The organism is Cytobacillus mangrovibacter, from assembly GCF_042865275.1.
Classification (GTDB): domain Bacteria; phylum Bacillota; class Bacilli; order Bacillales; family Cytobacillaceae; genus Cytobacillus; species Cytobacillus mangrovibacter.
The window spans coordinates 413129-434892 of sequence record NZ_JBIACJ010000002.1 but is presented as its reverse complement, the minus strand read 5'-3'; the positions used below and the strand labels follow the sequence as shown (position 1 = coordinate 434892).

Below are 21764 nucleotides of genomic sequence, written 5' to 3'. Positions count from 1 at the left end.
TTTCTTTAAATATCTAGGACTGGAAGATGTATTTGAACAATTGTCCCCTTACCAAGTTTACTATCAATTTGCAGATTGCCCCCATGCAGATTAACTAGTTTCTCAGCAATAGCAAGTCCTAAACCCGTTCCCCCATCTTTTCTCGTTCTTGCCTTATTGACTCGGAAGAATCGCTGTTTGATTTTATCCAAATCTTCAGCAGGTATTCCAATACCCGTATCTTTAATTTCAATACAACAGCCATCTATTGTCTTAAACATTTTGAGATGAATTGTTCCTGTATCCGTATAGCGAATAGAATTATCGATTATATTTTGAAGCACCTGCTCAATCCTGCCTTCATCCCCATTAATAATAATGTCGGGATCTAATTCTAAATGAAGAGATACATTTTTCTTCTTCATTATAAGCATATACTTTTGGAGTGCATCTTCAATTAATTGAGCAAGAGGGAGTGGGGTCTTCACCATTTTGTATTCATCTGAATCGAGCTTAGATAGATCAAGAAGGTCATCCACAAGCCGCTCCATTCTACCTGCTTCTCTATGTATGAGCGTTAAGTATTTATTCCTCTCATCCTGCTGTACAATACCTGAGTGTAATGCATCACTATACCCTTTAACATAACTAATCGGTGTTCTTAGTTCATGAGAGACATTTGCTAGAAATTCCTTCTTACGCTCATCTTCCTTTTGAATCGAGAGAGACATTTGGTTAAACGCACGGGCGAGCTGGCCAATCTCATCCATTGATTCATTGGCAATTTTCACTGAATAGTCTCCCTTAGATACTCTTCCTGCTGCCAGCTTCATATCCAGAAGCGGCTTTGTCAGCCTCTTAACGAGCATCGTCCCTAAGAATATAGCAATAATCAAAAATACAATAGCTGCAATCAGCCACAAGTAAGCAAAGTCCGTCGTCACCTCAGAAATCTTTGCTAATGGGATATATAAATAAATAATTCCTTCCAATCTATTTTCATCTAATAAGGGAATTACAACAGCCATTATCTTCCGGTCAAATCTCTCCTCAAACCCTACCTTTTGAACAGGCAGACCATTAAGCAACTTCTCTCTTTCTTCCCCGCTAATTAATGTTTCATAATCAATATCAAAAGGCAAGCAGGCACTTAACTCACGGGGATTACTGACGATGAATATTTCCGTTTCCGATTTAGAACTGTACCAATCAATTTTATCCTTCAGTTCATTCGTCAATGGGCCACCTTCATAATCAAGAGCTAGACGGTTCCCTTCTTCAAGCAATGCTTTCTCCACATTTTCAACATATAGCTTTTCATAAAAGAGGTAGGATAAAAAATAGGAGTACACGATGGTCACAACTATGGCAGCTGTTATCGTCAGCCACAGCTTCTTGGCAAGACTGTCCATGAAGAACTTCATTCCGCTGGCACCTCTAGTTTATAGCCGATTCCCCATACAGTTTGAATATAATCTCCAACACCAAGCTTCATCCTCAATGTCTTTATATGCGTATCCACAGTGCGTAAACTGCCTAAATAGTCCATCCCCCATATATGTTCCAGGAGCTGTTCTCTGCTTAAAGCATGGGCATAGTGATCGGTTAAAAAAATCAGTAATTCGAACTCTTTAAGTGTTAGAGCAATGACTTCTCCTTCAACAACAACTGTTCTTGCCATACGATCGATAAAGATTTTTCCTATATGTATTTGTGACTGAGCTTCATTACTTACCATTCCTGTTCTTCTCAATACAGCACTTATTCTTGCTATTAGTTCACCAGGGCTAAATGGCTTTACGATATAATCGTCTCCACCGAGCTTTAAGCCCTTCACCTTATCCCACTCTTCCCCTTTGGCTGACAAAAAGATAATGGGCGTATTGTATTTCTCTCTAATTCTTGCGCAAACCTGAAAACCATCCTCATTAGGCATCATAATATCAAGAATGATTAGATCAATGGGTGTATGTTTCAAAAGCTCATAAGCTTCTTTTCCACTTGCAGCAAGATGGCAGCGATAGCCTGAGTTTTCAAGATACATTTCGGTGAGATGCCTCATATCTTCCTCATCATCGATTATTAAGATAGTAGATTGCATCATGATTTCCTCTCCCTCAGCACAATTTGAAATGGCCCGCTTCCAACTGGAATAGTTTTAATGATCTCTAAAGTTTCTGGGTTAACAATATGAAGATCATTACTGTCATAGCCTGCAATTAATAATTGACCATTGATATATACACAATCAAACGGATTGGCCCCAATAATGACAGAATTGATCACCTCTCCCATTTCATTCAGCTTATAAAGCATGCTTGTTCCATGGCTAAGGACGAAAACTTGATTGTTAATCCCTAAGAAGTTAACTGGCATGGATGGAGCAGGAATCTTCCTTTTAAATTGGCCAGATAGTGAATCATACACATGAATATCCTTTTCAATTTCTGCCCCTGATCCATGTCCGCCAATCCAGATCTCATTCAAGTTTTCATTCAGCCATGCACCAGCAGCAGATGGATGGATTGGGTACCCATTTAACTTTTCTTTTTTATCTAAATCAATAACAGTCAACTTCTCTCTGTTAAAACTGAGAACAAATAGATGTTTGCTCTTTTCAGCTTCTAAGATCGTCAACGGGTCCCGCTCTGTACTCATTTGCCACTGTTCTTCTCCATCGATATTAAAGAAGCGGATTTTATCTAAATTTTGGTCAACTAACGCAATTTCTGCATTGGTTTGCAGCATTTTTCCGTTAATAATTCCCTCGCCTGTTTCCCAGGTATCAATTAGTTTCCCCATTTTTAATGAATAGAGATCAGCTGTTTCAACATGCTTACCATATAATAAAATCGTATCCTTGTCAGGTAAAATAACAGCTCCTGTGTATGGCTTCTCCATTTCCCATTCTGCAAGCTTCTCTTGGGAATCAATATCAATGAAAGTAATGGACTTATCCTTAATATTTACTGTTGCTGCAATGGAGACATTCTCTTGAATAGGCGGGTAGCTTTTCATCGAACAAGCGGAAAGTAAAGTAGCTGCTATCAAGAAAATCACTATTCTATGTGAAATTGACATTTTTTCAACAAATCCCCTTCTTACACTCTAGTTTCTATTATTTTATACTTGATTTGTGATAAAACTGTGAAAGGAGTGTGGAGGATTTATTTTTCTATTCGTTTCATTTCGGCTAGATGAATTTGAATCAATTGCTGTTTATCCATCTCTAGTAAATTTGATTCCATTATTCTATTCACAGCTAAATAAAATTTTTCATATGAGGATTTTCGTACTCTTGGATGGGAGTTTTCATCTTTCAACTCTCTTGCAATTGCTTCATTAAGAATCATTTTGGCATCCTCGTCAGCAGGAAGTAAGCGATTATTCCACAGTGTTCGATATTCATTTAATAAGTAATTATAATTAACTTCTGTACTCAATTTATCTTTCCTCCATTAATCAATTCTTTCATCTAACCCATTTTTACATAAATAGAAACATTTGTACAAAGAATAGAGATAATTATTGTGAAAGGAGACCTATTTTGTATGAGCACACCTTATTGCTGTCCCAATTGTAAAACAAACAAAAGTCGGTTTAACCTTATTAAGCAAATTCCACAATCAGTTAAAATGGATCCTCATTCAGGGGTAATTATCGAAGAGTATACAAGTGAAAACTTAAGCCCTTTCCATATGGCCTATAGGGGACCAGAATATAAAGTGCAATGCGGTGCATGTGGGTTAGTAGAGGATGAAAAGACATTCATAAAGTTTGGCGAAAAGAATTAAAGCTTGAGAAGTTTTTTCTCAAGCTTTTTTCAATGCTTATCTTTAAAAATCTTACTATCCTTTAGGAATTGAATATGATCTACTTTCCATGCATCAGCAGGTGAGAATCTGATTAAATAAATATTTCCTTTATAAAACACTCTCCCATAATTTTCAATTTGAATATCAAATTCTACTGGCACCTCTAAACTTAGTTCCCCAGAAAGATCTTCAACAGGAAGAACAGCCATTCGATTCAGATGAATATTTTCAATCGTTTGAAGATCCTGTTTCCATTTGCGCTGCTGTAAAGAGATCGCAGAAATTATTCGATTGTCCTGCTGCTTTAATCCAGCTACGTATGCACGAATGATTTCAAACGGATCTGCCTTATTTACATACGACTGAAGTTTCCCCGCCGACTTAAGAATCATTAATTTATGCGATAAATCCATAAAGTTTGTCCGATGTGTTGTACTTCCATAAAAGTGAATGCAAAAGTGTCCCGGAAAATTATTTTCTAAAGCACCAGCTCCATGAGGCATCCCATGCATAGAACCCGCAATCCACTGATTATGATGGATGACAATAATTGCTCGCCTCTTCCAGCTCCATTTCCCGCTATATATTTCTTTCATGATCTTTGTATCTTTCGAAGTTAATGGCTGTACATCTGCATGATTACTTCCTGCACGTCTTTGCACCTTAAATTTCTTACCGGTTTCTACATCCATAACAGTAAATTTGCTGTATTTCGGAAGCACTTGGTTAACCTTATCCCATTCGAGCATTTCAATCTGTATACCTACCCCATCTTCTTTAGCAAAAGTAATTGCTCCATTCGAAAGGATAATAATTGATAGTAGTATTGCAAGACAAGATTTCATTTCGTCCACTCAATTTCATCATTTATTTTCTTGAAAAAAACTCCACCCTCTCTCCAAAAAGTTTTCCAAAAAGCCAGCCATAGTATTCATCAAAAAAACGTGTTCAATTGAACACGTTTTTCATCATGTAATATGAAATTAATGGTTTTCCAAAGCACTAAGCTGAGCATCTACATGATTCCAATCAATATTTTCCCCAATAAATACCATATTTAGCGGCATATTCATGTTTTCCTTCATAAATAATGGCATCCCATAGGAAAACTGAAAAAGATCAGGATATCTAGAGGAATGGAATTTCACATAGCCTTTGATCCGATAAATCGTATCTGGCAGATTTCTTAAAAAAGATTCAAAGTCTGTTTGGTCAATTGGGTGTTTAAATTGATAAACAAAGGTGCTTAATTTCAGGTCAATACCCACATGAGAGCGTACTTGATCTGTTTTTGCACTTAAAGATAACTTTCGAATCTGCTGAATAGGCACTTTCGCATAGGAGGTTAATATTGAAAAAGCATGGGCATTTATCGCCTGTATTTCCATTGTCAGCCTCGCTTGCTCCCCTTCTGTTAATTCATCTATTTTATTGAGTACGATTAAATCAGCATGCCGAATTTGCTCAATTAACAGCTGCTGTACCTGAGGGCTGAGTAATTTCCGATCAAGCCAGCGTTTTCCATCAACAATAGAAAGAATTCCTTTAACAATCATCCGATCTGCAAAAAGCGGAGACAAAACTGCATCCAATACTTCGACAGGATGAGCAGCACCGGTTGCTTCGATGTAAATAACATCAGGCTTCTCCATCACTAGCAAGCCTTGAAGTTGGGCCTCTAATTTATCTTGAATCGTACAGCAAATGCATCCATCAAGCAATTCCTTTAGTGGGACATCCTCATCAACAGCATCTGAATCAATAGATACTTTTCCTAGTTCATTCATCATGACTGCCACTTTTCGGCCCTGTTTCTTTTCGTCAGTAAGCAGTTGTTTAAGTAATGTCGTTTTCCCGCTGCCTAAGAAACCGGCCAGAATATAGATTTCTGTTTTAATCATTTAAGACTCCTTTCTCTCTTGTGATCTTCACACATTTCGGAAATAATTTTCTGTATTTTCTTTTCTAAGGCTTGAATATTTCCTTCCATTAACAGACCTATATTGTGGAACATTTCATTTTTGCATTTCCAAACTGGAATATATACATTAGGAAAATACATATTTTCTTTTTCAACACCTAATTCGAGATAGGATTCATAGTTAACGATAAATATATCATCCCTCGCTGCTGCTTTTCCTTTTATTTCCCGAATTAATTCAATCACAATTCGTTCATTTATTATTTCAAAATCATTTTTGTATTTTTCTTTAAGCTTTTCTCCTAAACGCTCGCATTCTGCTTCAATGGAGATAATCTCTTGTCTTATTTGTTCATTCAGGTGAATGATTTGTTTCAAGGTAACACCTCTTTTGCTTCAACTATTCTAGAATGATTTCTTTCAGCAATTAAACAAAAGCACTCACCTTGATTTAGGAGAGCGCTTCTGTACTTGCGTGCAAGTTACTTATCTATCTTAAGAACCCATTTCCTGCTTTAGAATCTCTGCCGCTTTTTTGATTTGTGTATCGTCTTTATCTAGCTTCTCGCGCAATCTTTCCATAAGAACAAGCGTAGATTTACCCGTTAGCACACCATTAACATCGAGTTTTTCTGCTGCTTGGAACTTTTCAACTATTTGTTTCGTTTTTTCATCAAAGAAACCGTCTTCTCTTCCTGGATCATAACCAATTGCCTTAAGCATTTGCTGTGCTGTTTTTACTTGATTTGAAGAAGAAGAAAGCTTTAATTCCAAATCTGGATTAATAAATGGCAAAGAAGCATATTCTGGCAATGCCACTTCATAATCAGGAACAATGCCTTTTTCATGAATCCAATTGGCATTTGGCGTTAGCCATTTTTCCGTTGTGAACTTCATATTTGAACCATCTGAAAAATCCTGTGCTCTCTGAACAGTTCCTTTTCCAAATGATTTTTCTCCTACTAGTGAAATATTAGCCGATTCTTTTACAGCACCAGCAAGAATCTCTGATGCACTTGCACTTCCTTTGTCAATGACAACAACGAGTGGAATATTGGGGTTATTTGACCCTTTTGATTTAAATTCTTCCCTTTTTCCATTGCGATCCTCAATTTGGAAGATAATCTCACCTTTAGGTACAAACATACTTGAGATATCAACTGCCTGATTCAATAAACCGCCCGGATTTTGTCTTAAATCAAGGATCAGTCCCTTCATCCCTTTTCCCTGCATGTCATTTAACACTTTCACAAGTTCTTCGGAAGTATGTTCCGAGAAAGAAGTAATTTGTACTTTAGCAATCCCATCTTCAAGCATTTCACCATAGACCGTTTCGATTGGAATAGTATCACGTATAATCGGAACAGTCATTTCTTCTTCCACCCCTGGTCTTTGAATGGATAACTCTACCTTTGTTCCCTTTTCTCCTCTAATTAATAGAACAGCCTCAGTCGAACTCATTCCTTGAAGGCTTTTCCCATCAACTGCTAACACCTTATCATTTGGTTTTAACCCAGCCTCTTCAGCTGGAGAGCCTTTTAAAGGCGAAACAATCACAATGAAGCCTTCTTGTTCCTGAATTTCTGCTCCAATTCCTTGAAATGAAGAAGAGATACTTTGATGGAAGCTTTCCGCCTCATCTACACTCATATAATCTGAATATGGATCTTCAAGTGCGTCAACCATACCATTGATCGCACCATTTATGAGCTTATCCTGATCGACTTCCTTGAAATAGGAGTCTTTTAATGAATCAAACGCCGCATATAATTTTTGGAATTCGCTTCGTTCTCCATCATTTCCTACTGCTTTTTCGTTACCAAACATAAATACAAAAGTTGGTACCCCTGCAGAAATAATGACAACTGCAAACAGTAAGATAATAAATTGCAGCTTTTTCATACGGATTAATCTCGGCTGCTTTTCAGGCTTATCCTGATTTGTTTCCTCGCTTTGCAAAATCCTCACCACTTTCGTCTACCGTATAACTCCTCAAATCCTTACTGTTTAGAATACCATTTTTATTATCAAAAGAACAAAGAAAAGCGCAGGCACCTGTTCATTCCTACAAAGTCTAAAACCCCTATATTTTCTTCACTGTTCCAAAGTATTCTTCTAATGTCCACTTATTTTCATAGATAACTGCTGCAGCCTCTTTACCTACATATCTGAAATGCCATGGCTCATATTTATAGCCTGTTATTCCTTCCTTGCCTTTCGGGTAGCGCAGAATAAAACCGTAATGGTGGGCATTTTCTGCCATCCACTTCCCTTCAGTCGTTTCACCAAATTGTTCAGATAGTTCAAATTGTGCACTTTGGCTGGATAAATCCATCGATAAGCCTGTCTGATGCTCACTGGTCCCAGGAATTGCAACAGACAAAGATGCATTTTCTTCACCAAATTTACTTACCTCTGCACTAAATACTTGCGATTGCCTAGTATAAGAGCGGTATCCAGAAACAGCAAATAGATGAATTCCTGCCTTTTTTGCTTCTTCAAACATTATTTCAAGTGCTGTGGCAGCATCTTGACGCATATAGCTTTTTTCAATATCTTGATCCCCAAAGGAGAATAACACATTTGGCCTAACTAGATCTTCCGGTATATAGCCATCAGGAAGGCTTAATTCCTTATTAACCAAAACCAAAAAGTTTGTTGGGTTTTGGATTACATTTTTTCCATCAACCACTTTCACTTCATTAAAGAATTTTGCATCAAGGGTTGGTACATCTTCCTCAGCCTGATCTGTTTCTTGATTTAGATCTTGTTGCTCTTTATTAGCATCAGTTTTATCTATTGTACTCTCAGACTCGTTATCTTTTTGTAAAAACGGAACTTTTTCTAATAAAGAGTCCACCTGACTGCATCCTGAAAGCAGTAAACATAGAGTTGCTGATACAGCAATAACTTTTTTCATCTTTCCCACCTATTTCTATCAAACTATGAAGCATAAATATTTTAACACGAATAGAAATTTTTTTCAGAGTTAAAAACTTTCCTGAGGATCAACGATTTTTTTACACAGAAAAGAATAAAACTGGTTCAAATTACTGAACCAGTTCACCCACTCAAAATCACTCTTTAATTGCTGCTTCTAGTGCAACCTCGATCATTTCATTAAATGTAGATTGTCTTTCATCAGCTGTTGTTTCTTCGCCTGTTAGGATATGGTCGCTTACAGTTAAGACTGATAATGCTTTTCTATCATACTTAGCAGCTAAAGTATATAGTGCGGCCGTTTCCATTTCAATTGCCAAAATCTGATAGCTTGCCCATTTTTCTAATTCGGAATTATCATTATAGAACATATCTGCTGTAAAGACATTTCCTACTTTTAGATTTAGCCCCTTCTCTGTACCTGTATCATAAGCTTTTTTCAATAAGTCAAAGTTCGCTGTTGGTGCGAAGTCAACACCTCCAAATGTCAAACGATTCATTTGCGAGTCTGTTGATGCTGTCATAGCAAGAATAACATCACGTACCTTCACATCTTTTTGGATTGCACCGCATGTTCCTACGCGAATCAGATTCTGCACGTTATAGCTGTTCATTAACTCATTAATATAGATGGAGATTGAAGGAACACCCATCCCTGTACCTTGAACAGAAATTGGTTTCCCTTTATATGTACCCGTATATCCAAACATATTACGTACTTCGTTATAGCATGTTGCATTTTCCAAGAAAGTTTCTGCAATATATTTAGCTCTAAGTGGATCTCCTGGTAAGAGAACCGTTTCAGCTATTTCATTTTCCTTTGCACCTATATGAATACTCATTTGTCTAACCTCCAATATTTTCTCCAGCCATTATACCATAATATCCATTTCCCTAGATACGTTCAAGTTCTAGCATGAATTTTCGTTTACACGGGTATGCTATCAATAGCTTTTCCAAAGGAGGGTGTAATCATGCCACAGGAAAGAATGAGCAAGAAGTTACGTCAGGCAGTGCAGCATGCGAATGAAACAAATCCAACAGCAAGCTCTGATGGTAATCCACCTAATACCTCAAAAGCGCTAAAAACGAAGAATAAAAAACAGTAAGTAAGAGGAGGATGCATATGGGTAAAAAACATCGAAATCGAATCAATTCGCCGAAAAAAAATAATCACATTCCACCAGAAGCAATTATTGCTGAACAGGAAGCCCATGGAAAAGAGTTTTCTGCACAAGGTGGCAGAAAAGGAAATCCTGGTTCCAACACTGAATAAGGGGAGCATACCGCTCTCCTTTCTCTTACACATTTGTTATCTAATGAGAACTCGATTAACAGGTTTCCAGCCACCAGGCTTCAATTGGTAATAATATTGGCCCCCACGTCCTTCATCGATGAATAGAATGTCTCCAGTCGTAATATAACGCCCCTTAAAATCATCAGGGATGAGGTCATTAACATTGAATATTGCAAACACTGAATACATACATTCTTCATGGTCAGTTCCTTCAATCGACAATCGATACACTTCACGAAATCCTTTGTTCTGCCGAAATTCTGGCGTTTGAAAAATAGTCACATCATACTCTTTTTTCTTAGTCTTGGTTAGCTCTTTCAGCAATTTGCAATCCCTCCTTAAGACATTTTAATTCAATTGACAAAATTGACATTAGTTCTTCTCTTTCGTGTTCTCCTATGTTATTTCCTTCAATGAAAAACAACGATTTTTGTCGAAATTTGAGGTTTTTATAATGATAGCGCTTACATTTCGTTCGATCTCTCATATACTATAAAAAACAATCTAATGGAGGGATGGATATTGTGGGTTTCAACTTCTTTCAAAAAACCCTTTTTGTTATCACTTGCCATTTGGTTTATGATCTCTAGCCTAACTTATTTCTTCCACCCGCTTCAGCCTTTCCAATCTATTGCCCATAGAGGCGCTTCTTTATATGCTCCAGAAAACACAATTGCTTCTTTCCAAAAAGCAATTGATCTTGGTTTTGATTATATTGAACTTGATGTAAGAGTCAGTAAGGATGGACATTTAGTTGTCATTCATGATGCAGATGTAAGAAGAACGACAAATGGGGAGGGTTATATCGGTGATCTAACGATTCAGGAAATAAAAATGCTCGATGCAGGCTCCTGGTTTTCTCCAGAGTTCAGCAATGAAAAAGTACCATTACTCGAAGAAATACTCCTTCAATTCGGTGGAAAGATCGGATTACTAATTGAAATGAAGTCACCTGAAAATCAACCAGAAATGACTGAATTATTATCTAGCATCCTGAAATCCTATATTGAAATTGGACTCAAGCCAAGCTCACTAAAGGTGCAATCCTTTAATACAAATGAGATGGAAAAGTTTCATACGATAACACCAAATATTTCAACTGGACTCCTATTAAACGAACCGCTCGACCTTTTTCATTTAGACTCCTACCGTTCATTCGCCTCCTTCCTTTCCATTCATCATCAGTTACTCACACAGCCATTTATCCGCTATGCAAAAAAATACGGTTTTGAAATTTTTTCGTGGACGATTAAAGATGCATATGTATTACAGGCCATGCAACGGCTTGGTGTGCACGGCATCATCTCAGATGAAGACTTTAGATCCACAGATACTGCTCTTTATACATTTATTCCTCCTTTCATTTACAGATAATCCACTTGCCGGTTCAATTCAAAAAAAATAAGCCCATGACAGGCTTATTTTTTTAGGAATAAAAGGATATCATGCATAACTTTGAATAATGGACTGGATTTTTTGCTGCATATATGGAATATCTCCTCGATTAACAGTGAAACGAATATTGGATTCATCCATATTAAGAGCCTCAGAGAATAAACTTCCTAAGCCTCTTACTTTTCTATCGACTTGCATCCATATTTCCGTATCCGTGTTAGAAATCGGGAGGAAGGTAATTTCTAATTCATCCAAGCGGCCGCGGTAAGGCCCTGATGTTGGAATAAATTCGAATTCCTGTATAAACGGAAGCCGGCGGCGCAGGCGATGTGGTGCTTGTTCACATTCAGCTTCCCTTAATCTAAAGCCTAGTCCACCCATCGCCTGCAAAACGGAATCCATCAGTTCATTCGGCACTACGCGAAGATAATCTTTATCTGTTGGATCCACCGCATTTTTAATATCTAAGCCTGTTGCAATCCATACCTTTGTTTTTCCAATGGAAATTGGTGTATCAATAGGCAGAAGAAATGAGAAAGGAATTACTTTTTTCTCATTGGCCATAAGAACAAATGACTCTGTTAAACGAAAACGGTCAATTAAGCCTGAAACTGTATATTTTTTATCATCCGATTCTTTCACATACGTTGTATTTAGGGATAAATATATATCGTCAATTCGTTGTTCTACATTGCCACCTTGAATTTCAACGACACCACGAATTTCTCCTCCCGGTGCCACCGTATCACTTTCAAGTTTCGTATCCACCTTTGCAGAACCAATTCCAACACTAGCTAACATCTTATTAAAAAATGACATAAGATAATCCTCCCATTACATCTTTTTTTCTTTATAAAAACTATACGAGCCATATATTTTAAAAGTTTCATTATTTATATATTTTTATTTTTGTTAGAACTAAAAAATGACGAGCGCAGCCTCGTCATTTTTCTATATTATTCCTCTTCAATTTCTTCATCAATAATACATTTTTGCAATAAGTATTCGAATGTAATATCTGCGAGCTCATCTAATTCCCCTTCAGCAGGCACATATCCTCGTTTTGTCAGCTCATGAAAGAAAAATTCTGCAATTTCTTCTGTATCAATAAAAACCTCAATTTCCCTCACTGCACCGCCCCCTTTGTAGAGAATGTATGATGTCTTGCACCTTTTCATGCAGACCATCTAATAAAACAGAAATTCTTTGGCTATCTGCCCAAAATTCTATTTCTTTCGAGGCATTAAATTTGTGGACGAGCATACATATGAACATAAGAAAATATTTATCTGAGTGGAGGAGAAGAAATGACTGGTATCTCTAGACTAGTAGCAGAATTCAAAGAAGATGTGAATAAGGATGAGAGTATGGTCCTTGACATATATAGCCGATTTTTATCCAGCTTATTTAAGCTTATATTATGGTTGGGAATACCTTTCATCGCATATATAATGATACAGTTTATTGGCCTTATTTAAACCATACTTTTTCCGTCATTATTAACAATTTGTTTCAGCTTTCTTACAATCACACGCATAATATGCTTATATTCCTCATCATGAAACATTTCATATAAAATTCGGTAGTCATTATATATATCTAGCAACCCATCAATTAATAATCTTTTTTCTTTTAAACTTGAAAGCAATTCCTTTTCTGCCCTCCGGAAAGTGTTTCCTTTTTGTTCTTTTGATTCCTTCCGTTCAGTAAGCTTTTCCTTTTTATTGATCAAATAAAGGAGACCAAGCTTTTTGATAAAGGCATCAGCACTTTCCGCATCAGCAACAAGGGTTAATTCTTCTTCTCCAGCTTCTAGCCATTCTGCATCATTAATTCTTGAAAGCTCGTAAATCACATCTTCCCAAGCATCCTCTTTATAACGCCAAATTTCAGTTCTAAATCCAATAATCTTGAAAAGATCCGAACCATAGCCCTTCACTTGCACTAAATCACCGAAGAAGTATTTATATTCTATATCAATATGTTCTTTCTCCAGTACTTCCCCTTCATATTCAGATAACATTTGAAGACTGGATTCCATATATAGCCCTTCACTTTTATTTACCTCATATACGTACATACCATCTAGCCATTTTACATCCGTGATTTTCCCAACTGTCCCATACATCGTGATCACGACTGTATCACCGATATTATACTTTGATTTTTTTCGATCGCTCATTTCCTCCATCCTCTCAAGAATTCAGTCGTGAGTTCTTTTATACATTAGTATATGCAGGCAAACGAAAAATCGCTCCGGTGTAGGGGATTCAGTTTTTAAAAAGAAGAATGAATGCATCTTACCCTTCAGTCATTAAATAAATATCCCAAGCCTCATCAAATACGGCCATATTCTCCATATAAGAGCCGTTTAACTCTAAATACGAGCTGATTTCATGGTAATCTATTGAAATCTTTGGAAAGCTGTGGTCTTCGTATGCATGATTAGCAAACATACTGATAGAGTCTTTCGGATTGGGATGACGAAATTTCATCAAGAAGTGGTAGAAGGTCTTTGCCATAAATATCCCTGCCTTTATTAGAATGATCGTTAATTAACGATTGATCGGTTCAATTGAAATTATTTTATATCGTATACTATAGCGGTAACTAATGTATTCGTCCATAGCAACGCTTCAACCATTATGTCCTCTAAATCTAATATGTAGAGCTTGCACTATTTTCTAATTAAAATTTTCCCGCCAAAAAAACTGCCTCCTATGTAGGAGGCAGTTCGCTGTTCTCAACTATTTTAATTACCACTCACCGTAGCAGCTTGCACCAATAATAATTAACAGAATAAACAACACGACGATCAAAGCAAAACCATTTGAGAATCCGCCAGTTCCTCCACAAGTTCCAGCTACCGGATAACTATAACCTGAAAAGCAAGGATCAAAACCACAGCCATATCCATATTGCATCATAAAAAATTCACTCCTCATCATTTTTAGGGCATTTTCCATATTAAATTATGTAATAGGTGCTTGACCTGTACGGGTATTTGCCCATTTAAATTGGAAAAGTTCAATTTGCGGAGAAGTGATTTGTAGGAATAAAGGAATTAAAGCTGAGTATTGAAAGCGAATGTAATGCACTAATTCTTAACATTAATTGAGCCTCTTCAGGTCGAAGAGGCTCCAAATCTAAATCTATACTTTTTTGTATTTTTGTTTCATTTCAACACTTATATTCTTCCAGCGTTTTTTCTCCTCTGTCTGCGCACGTTTATCCTGTTTTCTCTCAAGATAAGCAAGCTCTCTTTGGAGCTTTTTATAGCTAGTTAGACGATTTTTGTCAAACAGCCCATTTTCAATGGCTTGAATAATTGCACAGCCAGGCTCATTATCATGTCCACAATCCCTAAATTTACACTCATCAGCCAGTGCTTCAATATCTGTGAAACTTTCAGCCAGCCCGTTATCGCTATCCCATAGCTGAAGCTCTCGCATTCCTGGAGTATCAATCAAAACTGTTCCTTGAGGCAGCAATATTAATTCCCGATGTGTCGTTGTATGTCTTCCCTTGGCATCATCTTCACGAATGGTCTGAACCTTTTGCTTCTCATCCCCTAGAAGGTAATTAGTCATTGTTGATTTTCCAACACCTGAAGAACCAAGAAGTGCTATTGTTTTTCCTGGCAGAAGAAATGGCTGTAGTCCATCAAGCCCGCCTTCACCAAGAACACTGACAGAAATAACGGGTACTCCCATCGCAATCGCTTCAACCTCAGCTACTTTCGCTTCTAACTCACTGCATAGATCAGCTTTTGTTAGGACGATTACTGGATTTGCACCACTTTCCCAAGAAAGGAGCAAATATCTCTCTATTCGACGTAAATTTAGATCATCATTAAGAGAATTGACGAGAAAAATAGTATCCACATTTGCTGCAACAATTTGTTCTTCTGTATTTGTCCCTGCTGCCTTTCTCGAGAACTTACTCTTTCTAGGCAGGACAGCATGAATAGTACCGCGGTTCTCTCCTTCTCTCGTCTTAATCACAACCCAATCCCCTACTGCTGGGTAATCATCTCTTGAAGCAGCTATAAAGGAAAACTTACCGGACACTTCACACAATAGTTCATCCTCTTCTGTCCAGACCCGATACATTCTTTTATGTTCAAGGGCAATACGACCAACCGTGTACCCTAATTCTTTATATTGTTCAAATGCTTTTTCAAAAAAATCGTTATAACCAAATGATTGTAAATTCAATGTTTGTTCCTCCATGCTATATTTTATTATTTTTGAATACAACAAAAAAACCATAGGCTACACAGCCCATGGTTTAATAAGCATAGAAAACAAACAGAATTCTACAATATCAAACGGAATGGATTTGGGCTGTGCAAGTGTTATCTACAATTAACGTATAAACAATTAATGAAATACTCATTACACTTCACCCACCTTCCAATGATTTAATTATATTATATGGAATATACAGCCAAAAGTAAAGCCTTTTTAAATACTCATGACACCGACCTATATCTGGATGCATATGTTACTAAAGTATACCATCTAGATAGGAGCGAGAGGTATGTCTGAAAATAAAGATCAGCACCATCACTTTCAGAAAGCAGGGATATATGACTTATTAGCTAATTACTATAAGTATTCAGATCCTAATAAACATATCGCTTATTATCAAAAACACTTAAAATACATCCATTTAGCTGCACATTCCATGCGGACAAATTCGCTGCCGCAGCCTAACGGGGCTATGTACCCTGCTAAAGTACGCTTCATTCATGCTTCCACTGATGCATCAAATGTTGATATTTATGTTAATAGCATAAAAGTGTTAAAGGACTTGCCCTATAAAGAAGTAAGCGACTACTTAACACTTCCAACTGGAAAATACCAAGTCGATATCTATCCAGCTGGTACAATGGTTTCAACTATTCTTAGTAGAAAAATAATCATTGCACAAGGGAAGTGTTATACATTCATCGCCACGGGAGTTGTAAAAAATCTAAAATGGGTCGTACTTGAAGACGAACCGCATGTACCACATGGGGAAACAAAGATAAGATTTATTCATTTATCAAGTGACACTCCTGCAGTTGACATTGCTGTAAAAAATAGAGATATCATCTTTTCAAATATCTCATTTAGAAAATTCACTAGTTATCTTGGGCTTTTTCCAATGACCGTCGATCTTGAAGCTAGAGTGGCAGGATCCAATAATATCGCACTTTCCATACCTCAATTGAAATTAGAGAAAAACAAAATTTATTCTATTCTAATCGTAGGTTCTGTGACAGATGACCCTGAGCTTGAAGCCATATTAATATTAGGATGAAAGGCTTGACTTTCGTCACGCCTTTTTCAATCCTTTACAGGAACAAATAAACTAAAGCGAATATCATCCGTCTTTAAATTGAATTCATCAACCTTCACCTTGACATCACTTTTCAACTTCATTTTTTGTAGTGAAACATAGATTCTTTCTTCACCAGGGTGAATAGTCACCCCTTCTGGAAGTTTATATTTATCCTCAATTAATTTTAGAACAAACGATACAGGCAATTGAAGCTGTCCAACTGAAATGGATTTCTGCTGAAGTTCAATATCTCCATTATCTAGAATTCGAGGTTCAAAAGTAAGCTTTAGCTGGATATCCTGACTGAATACTGGTATCAAACCATAAAGCTCTACTTCTTCATTTAAAATAACTTGATAGTCAATTCCACCTGTCAATCCTTCCTTCTTCAAGTAATGATTGATCAGTTTGTTCAAATCCTGTTTGTCAGTTTGTATCTTAAAAGGGACGTAATTCTCTTCTTTAATATTTTCTAAAATATACTCTTTATCTGTTGCTGGGATATTCATTAATACAAATAACACCACTATACAAGCAACAATTACCCCTAACAAGAGGAAAAATAGCTTTTTCCATTTTTGATCCTTCAATTTTAATTCTCCTTGTTTTTAGCTGTAAGCTGATTTGCTGAATGCTGTTCTAGCTCTTCCTCATTTATTGTTTCAAATACCCGATTGGCGATTAGCTCATAGCCTTTATCATTGGGATGAAAATAATCAGTAAAAAGCAGATTCTCGCTGCTCTTATTAAAGAGATCAGCCACTTCTACAAAATAAGTATTTGGATATTTCATTAAAGTGTCCTGGCTTGTTTGATTCCAATCATTAATAATTTCATTAATTTCTCTTACATCAGCAAACCATTTGAAAAATGGATTGTACAAGCCTACTAGTACGATGCTGCTATTTGGATTTAGGTCACGGACTTTCTTTAATACAGCTTTTAAATTCTTTTCATAGACTTTTTTCTGTTGAGCAAATGCTTTAAGATTTAAGTTTGAGAAATGATCTCGTACGACCTTCATGACATCATTCCCGCCAATTGTTACAATGACAAACTCTGCTTCTTTAACTGCTGCCTTAACCTTTTTAGATTCCAGTTTATCAAGAAGCTGGTCTGATCGATTCCCTTTTATCCCAAAATTATAAAAAGTCGCATCATTTATCCCTTTATCTTCTTCAAGTAACGCTTCAAGATATGGCACATAGCCACCTCGATTCGTACTATCTCCAACCCCTTGCGTTAATGAATCACCCACAGAAACAATGGTGATATCTTTTGGAATAAAGTCCTCTGGCACCATCTCTTTTGCCATCAATGCGACTTCCTTCGGTTGGTTAATGCTCTCGCTAATAGAGGCCTGTGTACTGCATGATGCTAATAATATGGTACATAGTACGGATATCGAGAGTATCTTTTTCATTGTTTTTCACCCGCCTTTTTCAAAAAAATGAGCACTCTTGCTGTGGGGGTTATTTCACTCTTTGTATAGATTATTATAACACGTTCACCTAATAACATGACGATTCGATCTACATCCGTATAATTAGTTAACAATAATCCGCATTGTTAGGAAAAAAAATAGACCTATAAAAACGGTCTATTGTAATGTTTTAATATCATCGATTATTTCTTCATATGGGACATCTTCAAATCCACTATATATCTCTTGAATTTTCCCTTCTTGATTAACTAAATAAAAATAAGATTGATGGATCACATAGTCATCATTTTCAGGTTTTTGTACAATAGTTTTGAAATGTTCCATAGCAAACGTTTCAATTTCCTTCTGCTCATATCCCGTTAGAAAATGCCAGTTCTTTAAATCCGCATGATTGTACTCACTGTACTTTGTTAACACTTCGGGAGTATCAACAGTTGGATCAACACTAAATGAAACAAATTCAATATTTTCAATCTCTTCGTCCTTCGCCATCTTTTGTAATTTGGCCATATTAAATGTCATTGGCATACATACGTCTGGACAATTTGTCCAGATGAAGTCTGCTACCCAAACCTTGCCTTTAAGATCTGACAAACCAAATGATTTATTATTTTGGTCAGTATAGTTAAAGTCAGGGACCGGCCAATTTTTTGCATCCTTTAATTCACCCTTGCTGCATGCTGATAGAAGAAGTACTGTAAGGATACTTATTATTATGATCATTCGTGTTTTCATTTTTATCATCCGCTCCTATTCATATACGTCACTAATTTTAGCAGACGTATAAGAAAGAAGAAAGAAAAAACGGTGACAAACTTGTGAACACCCTTTCAATTCATAAACGAATGATTAATGCTTATTATTATTCATATTTTTCATAATATCATAAAAAGACTTAATGAATGTGGCATAATTAAACTGAATAGCCACTTTGTGAATTCGGTAATCTTTTGATTCTAAATCAGGTGCCTTTCTGAAATCGCCAATGCTTTCTCCAAAAGCAATTCCCTGATCCACAACAACCTGAACGGGAACTTCCTTATATACAACATCAGCTTCATCCAATAGAGCCCATAACGTAAATACATCATGTAAAGGACTGCCACTAATCCCTGGATTCGTTTTTTGATAAAACGAATAGTAATAATCAACCATTGGCTTAACAATTAAACCTATTTTGTTTTGTGTTGATTCATAAAGTGTTTGAAGAGATTCGAGAATAGCTGGGGTAATGATGGCGGACATTGTTACATCTAACGGAATAATATGAATTTTCTTCGGCGCCTCATTAATGAGGATTTTTGCTGCATACGGATCCCCATAAAAATTAGCCTCGGCAATAGGCGTCACATTTCCTGGAACATTAAATGCACCACCCATAATGTAAAAGTCACTCACTTTTTTCATTAGATTAGGATATAAAATAAACGCCGTTGCTAAAGAAGATAGCCTTCCTATATTTACAATGATTAAATTATCTTCATATTGTTCAATCAAATCTTTAATCTCGTTAAAATTCTCAAATAGATCAGGATTCACTTCAAGACTAGGATCGATTGGGCCAAGCCCTTCAAACCCATGAACTTCAGGGTAATAAATAGGCTTTTCACCTGTCAAAGGCAGTTCAGCACCGCCAAAAGTTGGAATATTCTTTACTCCAATGATCTCCTGTAAGAAAGCTGCATTCCTTAATGCATCCTCCTTTGATACATTGCCATAGTCCGCGACAATGCCCACTGTATTTATTTCTTTGGCAAAGAGTGCGAAAATAACCGCAACAACATCATCAATGCCAAAGTCGCTGAAAATAAGGACATTTTTCATTTTCATCTTCTACCATCCTCCCTAATATATCCTATTCAAGGTAGAATAAGGAAATGGCATATTTTACGAATTAGAAGCAATCAAATTTCAGCTAATGGAACATAAATTTTAAATATCGTTCCTCTTCCGACTTGGCTCTTCACTTCAATTTTCCCTTTCATTCTCTCAATGATCTGATAGCAGACCATCATCCCCATGCCTGTCCCTTTTTCTTTTAAGGAATAGAAGGCAGTTCCAAGCCTTTCTAGCTCTACATCAGACATTCCAATGCCTGTATCACCTATTTCAATAACCCCATATCCCTTTTCCTTATAGATGTAGATACTTAAATTTCCGCCATCTCTCATTGCTTCAATTCCATTTTTCACGATATTTATTAAAACTTGCTTTAATTCACTTGGATTGCATTTAATATGCACTCCTTTATGTAAAACGGTCTCTAATTTAATATTCTTCGACATCATCGCATATGAATTCATTAAATCCATTACTTTTGAAGCTAGTTCACTAGCATCCACCATCTCTAAATGCTCAATGTCAGGCTTTGCTAGTGACAGATAATCATTAATGATTGTTTCTGCTCTATTCATTTCTTCAATCATGAGTCGAATATACATGCGCTCTTCATCACTCATCTGTTCCTTTGCCAAGAAGATTTGCAGAAATCCTTTTACAACAGTCATTGGATTTCTAATTTCATGGGCAACAGAAGCAGCCAATTGCCCAATCGCATTCATTTTCTCAGCTCTTTGCAGCTCACGTTGAACTTTTGACTTCTGTAGGATTTGTTCCATTTCACCAATCGCATCTTCAAACCTATGTATTGGAGCCACCTTCCCATTCCCTGTTCCAAATTCTTCAGAGGTTGCTGATAATCGCTCAAACAGCACTGACAGCTTATCTGTCATATTATTAAAACGTTCAACCAAAATACCCAGCTCATTCTGATCAGAGGACTTTAAACGCACAGAAAAATTCCCATTACTAACTTCATTAAATCCAGAAATAATCTCATTAACCGGATTTAATACCTTCTCCAACCCTCTTCTTAAAATAAAATAAACAAAAATAATTATGATCAAAAAAATGCCAATGAGATATAGAGTAATCTCATTTTGATATTTTTCAATAATTTTCGCATCAATATTTAAACTTAGTATGCCTGCAATCTTGCCTTCATGATCCATAATCGGAACAAAAGCGGCAATCCATAGACCTGATTTCCCGCGGTATATGCTGCTTGACGTTACACTCTGTTTAAAAATTGCTTCATTAAATCCTTTTAAGAATGTATTCTCGGTTTGGAAGGTAGAAAAGGATTCAATCCCTAACTCTTTCTGGTTGTCTGAGCTAACAAGAATAAAGACTTCATCCTCTTTAGAAATCTCTGGAGCAATGATGGAACCGTTAGTATATGGAGCCTTTTCACTTAATAGTGTAAGACTTTGTTTTAATTTTTGAAAAGAAGGATTGCTGTGTTCTTTGTTCATACTTACTTTTTTGATGTCCTCCACATCAATGGTTGTCCCCCATACTGAAGAAAGTTCAATGATGCGGAATCTTAGCTGCTGTTCCATTTGCTTTGTTTGAATGATAAGGCTGATCCCAGCAGTAGAGACAACAAGTATTAAGCTAATAAAAAAGGAGAATAATAATATCTTTCTGAACAAAGGCAAGTTGTTAAATTGTTCCATCATCTTCCATTCACCGTATCCTTTTTCCTCTTTTTAGACTTTTCATTCGACAACAATGGACAAAATTCCTTCAAATGCATAAATTTTTACGATTTTAGCACATTTGCTACTATCCCTTTCCATTTGT

The 21764-nt window shown here is 36.5% G+C and carries 28 protein-coding genes; 6 read left to right on the top strand and 22 right to left on the bottom strand.

Going from position 1 to position 21764, the window contains the following annotated elements; all coding sequences use genetic code 11:
* Positions 1 to 5 precede the first annotated feature (5 nt).
* The 4 genes from ACFYKT_RS05590 to ACFYKT_RS05575 all read right to left on the bottom strand — a co-directional run bounded on the left by ACFYKT_RS05590 (position 6) and on the right by ACFYKT_RS05575 (position 3422).
* On the bottom strand, positions 6 to 1403 hold the full coding sequence (locus ACFYKT_RS05590) for a sensor histidine kinase (RefSeq protein ID WP_389216630.1): 1398 nt from the start codon (positions 1401 to 1403) through the stop codon (positions 6 to 8).
* The gene (locus ACFYKT_RS05585; RefSeq protein WP_389216627.1) at positions 1400 to 2083 is read right to left on the bottom strand and encodes a response regulator transcription factor; all 684 of its coding nucleotides are present in this window, start codon (positions 2081 to 2083) and stop codon (positions 1400 to 1402) included. Before ACFYKT_RS05585 ends, ACFYKT_RS05590 begins: the two co-directional genes overlap by 4 nt.
* Positions 2080 to 3060 carry a YncE family protein gene (locus tag ACFYKT_RS05580; RefSeq protein WP_389216625.1) on the bottom strand — a complete coding sequence of 327 codons (981 nt, stop codon included), beginning with the start codon at positions 3058 to 3060 and terminating at the stop codon, positions 2080 to 2082. The genes ACFYKT_RS05585 and ACFYKT_RS05580 overlap by 4 nt, the downstream gene beginning before the upstream one ends.
* A gap of 86 nt (positions 3061 to 3146) precedes the next feature.
* Positions 3147 to 3422, bottom strand: coding sequence for a hypothetical protein (locus ACFYKT_RS05575; RefSeq protein WP_389216623.1), 276 nt, complete (start codon positions 3420 to 3422; stop codon positions 3147 to 3149).
* 108 nt (positions 3423 to 3530) lie between these two features.
* On the opposite strand from ACFYKT_RS05575, the gene ACFYKT_RS05570 reads away from it, so the two are divergent.
* A complete protein-coding gene (locus tag ACFYKT_RS05570) occupies positions 3531 to 3773 on the top strand; it encodes a DNA alkylation repair protein (protein WP_389216620.1) in 243 nt (80 codons plus the stop codon).
* Between the two features lie 29 nt (positions 3774 to 3802).
* Here ACFYKT_RS05570 and ACFYKT_RS05565 read toward each other — a convergent pair whose 3' ends face one another.
* The 6 genes from ACFYKT_RS05565 to deoD all read right to left on the bottom strand — a co-directional run bounded on the left by ACFYKT_RS05565 (position 3803) and on the right by deoD (position 9497).
* Entirely contained in the window at positions 3803 to 4639 is an 837-nt protein-coding gene (locus ACFYKT_RS05565; RefSeq protein WP_389217061.1) for a hypothetical protein, read from the bottom strand.
* 138 nt (positions 4640 to 4777) lie between these two features.
* Positions 4778 to 5695, bottom strand: a complete 918-nt coding sequence (locus ACFYKT_RS05560; protein WP_389216617.1) for a CobW family GTP-binding protein — start codon at positions 5693 to 5695, stop codon at positions 4778 to 4780.
* Positions 5692 to 6093, bottom strand: a complete 402-nt coding sequence (locus tag ACFYKT_RS05555) for a hypothetical protein (protein WP_389216614.1) — start codon at positions 6091 to 6093, stop codon at positions 5692 to 5694. Before ACFYKT_RS05555 ends, ACFYKT_RS05560 begins: the two co-directional genes overlap by 4 nt.
* A 117-nt stretch (positions 6094 to 6210) precedes the next feature.
* Positions 6211 to 7617, bottom strand: a complete 1407-nt coding sequence (locus ACFYKT_RS05550; protein WP_449257593.1) for a lmo1851 family serine protease — start codon at positions 7615 to 7617, stop codon at positions 6211 to 6213.
* A gap of 181 nt (positions 7618 to 7798) precedes the next feature.
* Entirely contained in the window at positions 7799 to 8635 is an 837-nt protein-coding gene (locus ACFYKT_RS05545; RefSeq protein ID WP_389216608.1) for a D-alanyl-D-alanine carboxypeptidase family protein, read from the bottom strand.
* Positions 8636 to 8792: 157 nt separating this feature from the next.
* Positions 8793 to 9497: a purine-nucleoside phosphorylase gene (gene deoD / locus ACFYKT_RS05540; RefSeq protein WP_389216605.1), complete on the bottom strand. Its 705-nt coding sequence runs from the start codon at positions 9495 to 9497 to the stop codon at positions 8793 to 8795.
* Between the two features lie 132 nt (positions 9498 to 9629).
* Between deoD and ACFYKT_RS05535 the strand changes: the two genes are divergently transcribed.
* Entirely contained in the window at positions 9630 to 9764 is a 135-nt protein-coding gene (locus ACFYKT_RS05535) for a hypothetical protein (RefSeq protein WP_389216602.1), read from the top strand.
* Positions 9765 to 9781: 17 nt separating this feature from the next.
* Complete coding sequence (locus ACFYKT_RS05530; RefSeq protein WP_389216599.1) at positions 9782 to 9931, top strand: hypothetical protein; 150 nt, start codon at positions 9782 to 9784, stop codon at positions 9929 to 9931.
* Between the two features lie 36 nt (positions 9932 to 9967).
* Here the strand turns inward: ACFYKT_RS05530 and ACFYKT_RS05525 are convergent, their stop codons facing one another.
* Positions 9968 to 10276 carry a hypothetical protein gene (locus ACFYKT_RS05525; protein WP_389216598.1) on the bottom strand — a complete coding sequence of 103 codons (309 nt, stop codon included), beginning with the start codon at positions 10274 to 10276 and terminating at the stop codon, positions 9968 to 9970.
* 198 nt (positions 10277 to 10474) lie between these two features.
* On the opposite strand from ACFYKT_RS05525, the gene ACFYKT_RS05520 reads away from it, so the two are divergent.
* Positions 10475 to 11326: a glycerophosphodiester phosphodiesterase gene (locus tag ACFYKT_RS05520; RefSeq protein ID WP_389216595.1), complete on the top strand. Its 852-nt coding sequence runs from the start codon at positions 10475 to 10477 to the stop codon at positions 11324 to 11326.
* A 69-nt stretch (positions 11327 to 11395) separates the two neighbouring features.
* Here the strand turns inward: ACFYKT_RS05520 and ACFYKT_RS05515 are convergent, their stop codons facing one another.
* Together ACFYKT_RS05515 and ACFYKT_RS05510 are read right to left on the bottom strand one after the other, a co-directional pair.
* On the bottom strand, positions 11396 to 12166 hold the full coding sequence (locus tag ACFYKT_RS05515) for a sporulation protein (RefSeq protein ID WP_389216592.1): 771 nt from the start codon (positions 12164 to 12166) through the stop codon (positions 11396 to 11398).
* 137 nt (positions 12167 to 12303) lie between these two features.
* The gene (locus ACFYKT_RS05510) at positions 12304 to 12477 is read right to left on the bottom strand and encodes a YozD family protein (RefSeq protein WP_389216589.1); all 174 of its coding nucleotides are present in this window, start codon (positions 12475 to 12477) and stop codon (positions 12304 to 12306) included.
* A gap of 177 nt (positions 12478 to 12654) precedes the next feature.
* Between ACFYKT_RS05510 and ACFYKT_RS05505 the strand changes: the two genes are divergently transcribed.
* Positions 12655 to 12825, top strand: coding sequence for a hypothetical protein (locus ACFYKT_RS05505; RefSeq protein WP_389216586.1), 171 nt, complete (start codon positions 12655 to 12657; stop codon positions 12823 to 12825).
* Here the strand turns inward: ACFYKT_RS05505 and ACFYKT_RS05500 are convergent.
* From ACFYKT_RS05500 to rsgA, 4 genes are all read right to left on the bottom strand, one after another.
* Positions 12822 to 13529 (bottom strand): hypothetical protein, encoded by a 708-nt coding sequence (locus tag ACFYKT_RS05500; protein WP_389216583.1) that lies wholly within the window; start codon positions 13527 to 13529, stop codon positions 12822 to 12824. The genes ACFYKT_RS05505 and ACFYKT_RS05500 overlap by 4 nt on opposite strands.
* A 118-nt stretch (positions 13530 to 13647) precedes the next feature.
* Entirely contained in the window at positions 13648 to 13869 is a 222-nt protein-coding gene (locus ACFYKT_RS05495; protein WP_389216580.1) for a YozE family protein, read from the bottom strand.
* Positions 13870 to 14103: 234 nt separating this feature from the next.
* Positions 14104 to 14271, bottom strand: a complete 168-nt coding sequence (locus ACFYKT_RS05490; protein WP_389217058.1) for a YjcZ family sporulation protein — start codon at positions 14269 to 14271, stop codon at positions 14104 to 14106.
* A gap of 228 nt (positions 14272 to 14499) precedes the next feature.
* Entirely contained in the window at positions 14500 to 15564 is a 1065-nt protein-coding gene (gene rsgA, locus ACFYKT_RS05485; RefSeq protein WP_389216576.1) for a ribosome small subunit-dependent GTPase A, read from the bottom strand.
* Positions 15565 to 15889: 325 nt separating this feature from the next.
* On the opposite strand from rsgA, the gene ACFYKT_RS05480 reads away from it, so the two are divergent.
* On the top strand, positions 15890 to 16654 hold the full coding sequence (locus ACFYKT_RS05480; protein WP_389216573.1) for a DUF4397 domain-containing protein: 765 nt from the start codon (positions 15890 to 15892) through the stop codon (positions 16652 to 16654).
* Positions 16655 to 16680: 26 nt separating this feature from the next.
* On the opposite strand, the gene ACFYKT_RS05475 is transcribed toward ACFYKT_RS05480, so the two are convergent.
* The 5 genes from ACFYKT_RS05475 to ACFYKT_RS05455 form a co-directional block, all read right to left on the bottom strand.
* Positions 16681 to 17265, bottom strand: coding sequence for a YpmS family protein (locus ACFYKT_RS05475; RefSeq protein WP_389216571.1), 585 nt, complete (start codon positions 17263 to 17265; stop codon positions 16681 to 16683).
* Between the two features lie 2 nt (positions 17266 to 17267).
* Positions 17268 to 18098 carry an SGNH/GDSL hydrolase family protein gene (locus ACFYKT_RS05470; RefSeq protein ID WP_389216568.1) on the bottom strand — a complete coding sequence of 277 codons (831 nt, stop codon included), beginning with the start codon at positions 18096 to 18098 and terminating at the stop codon, positions 17268 to 17270.
* 177 nt (positions 18099 to 18275) lie between these two features.
* A complete protein-coding gene (locus ACFYKT_RS05465; protein ID WP_389216565.1) occupies positions 18276 to 18854 on the bottom strand; it encodes an SCO family protein in 579 nt (192 codons plus the stop codon).
* 114 nt (positions 18855 to 18968) lie between these two features.
* A complete protein-coding gene (locus ACFYKT_RS05460; protein WP_389216562.1) occupies positions 18969 to 19949 on the bottom strand; it encodes a nucleoside hydrolase in 981 nt (326 codons plus the stop codon).
* Positions 19950 to 20023: 74 nt separating this feature from the next.
* Positions 20024 to 21640: an ATP-binding protein gene (locus ACFYKT_RS05455; RefSeq protein WP_389216560.1), complete on the bottom strand. Its 1617-nt coding sequence runs from the start codon at positions 21638 to 21640 to the stop codon at positions 20024 to 20026.
* Positions 21641 to 21764: the final 124 nt, after the last annotated feature.

Excerpts from the sequence above, each read along its gene's own strand:
- ACFYKT_RS05590 (WP_389216630.1), bottom strand. The coding sequence starts at position 1,403 with ATGAAGTTCTTCATGGACAGTCTTGCCAAGAAGCTGTGGCTGACGATA.
- ACFYKT_RS05585 (WP_389216627.1), bottom strand. The coding sequence starts at position 2,083 with ATGATGCAATCTACTATCTTAATAATCGATGATGAGGAAGATATGAGG.
- ACFYKT_RS05580 (WP_389216625.1), bottom strand. The coding sequence starts at position 3,060 with ATGTCAATTTCACATAGAATAGTGATTTTCTTGATAGCAGCTACTTTA.
- ACFYKT_RS05570 (WP_389216620.1), top strand. The coding sequence starts at position 3,531 with ATGAGCACACCTTATTGCTGTCCCAATTGTAAAACAAACAAAAGTCGG.
- ACFYKT_RS05565 (WP_389217061.1), bottom strand. The coding sequence starts at position 4,639 with ATGAAATCTTGTCTTGCAATACTACTATCAATTATTATCCTTTCGAAT.
- ACFYKT_RS05560 (WP_389216617.1), bottom strand. The coding sequence starts at position 5,695 with ATGATTAAAACAGAAATCTATATTCTGGCCGGTTTCTTAGGCAGCGGG.
- ACFYKT_RS05550 (WP_449257593.1), bottom strand. The coding sequence starts at position 7,617 with ATGAAAAAGCTGCAATTTATTATCTTACTGTTTGCAGTTGTCATTATT.
- ACFYKT_RS05545 (WP_389216608.1), bottom strand. The coding sequence starts at position 8,635 with ATGAAAAAAGTTATTGCTGTATCAGCAACTCTATGTTTACTGCTTTCA.
- deoD (WP_389216605.1), bottom strand. The coding sequence starts at position 9,497 with ATGAGTATTCATATAGGTGCAAAGGAAAATGAAATAGCTGAAACGGTT.
- ACFYKT_RS05535 (WP_389216602.1), top strand. The coding sequence starts at position 9,630 with ATGCCACAGGAAAGAATGAGCAAGAAGTTACGTCAGGCAGTGCAGCAT.
- ACFYKT_RS05530 (WP_389216599.1), top strand. The coding sequence starts at position 9,782 with ATGGGTAAAAAACATCGAAATCGAATCAATTCGCCGAAAAAAAATAAT.
- ACFYKT_RS05515 (WP_389216592.1), bottom strand. The coding sequence starts at position 12,166 with ATGTCATTTTTTAATAAGATGTTAGCTAGTGTTGGAATTGGTTCTGCA.
- ACFYKT_RS05505 (WP_389216586.1), top strand. The coding sequence starts at position 12,655 with ATGACTGGTATCTCTAGACTAGTAGCAGAATTCAAAGAAGATGTGAAT.
- ACFYKT_RS05500 (WP_389216583.1), bottom strand. The coding sequence starts at position 13,529 with ATGAGCGATCGAAAAAAATCAAAGTATAATATCGGTGATACAGTCGTG.
- ACFYKT_RS05495 (WP_389216580.1), bottom strand. The coding sequence starts at position 13,869 with ATGGCAAAGACCTTCTACCACTTCTTGATGAAATTTCGTCATCCCAAT.
- ACFYKT_RS05490 (WP_389217058.1), bottom strand. The coding sequence starts at position 14,271 with ATGCAATATGGATATGGCTGTGGTTTTGATCCTTGCTTTTCAGGTTAT.
- ACFYKT_RS05480 (WP_389216573.1), top strand. The coding sequence starts at position 15,890 with ATGTCTGAAAATAAAGATCAGCACCATCACTTTCAGAAAGCAGGGATA.
- ACFYKT_RS05470 (WP_389216568.1), bottom strand. The coding sequence starts at position 18,098 with ATGAAAAAGATACTCTCGATATCCGTACTATGTACCATATTATTAGCA.
- ACFYKT_RS05465 (WP_389216565.1), bottom strand. The coding sequence starts at position 18,854 with ATGAAAACACGAATGATCATAATAATAAGTATCCTTACAGTACTTCTT.
- ACFYKT_RS05460 (WP_389216562.1), bottom strand. The coding sequence starts at position 19,949 with ATGAAAATGAAAAATGTCCTTATTTTCAGCGACTTTGGCATTGATGAT.
- ACFYKT_RS05455 (WP_389216560.1), bottom strand. The coding sequence starts at position 21,640 with ATGATGGAACAATTTAACAACTTGCCTTTGTTCAGAAAGATATTATTA.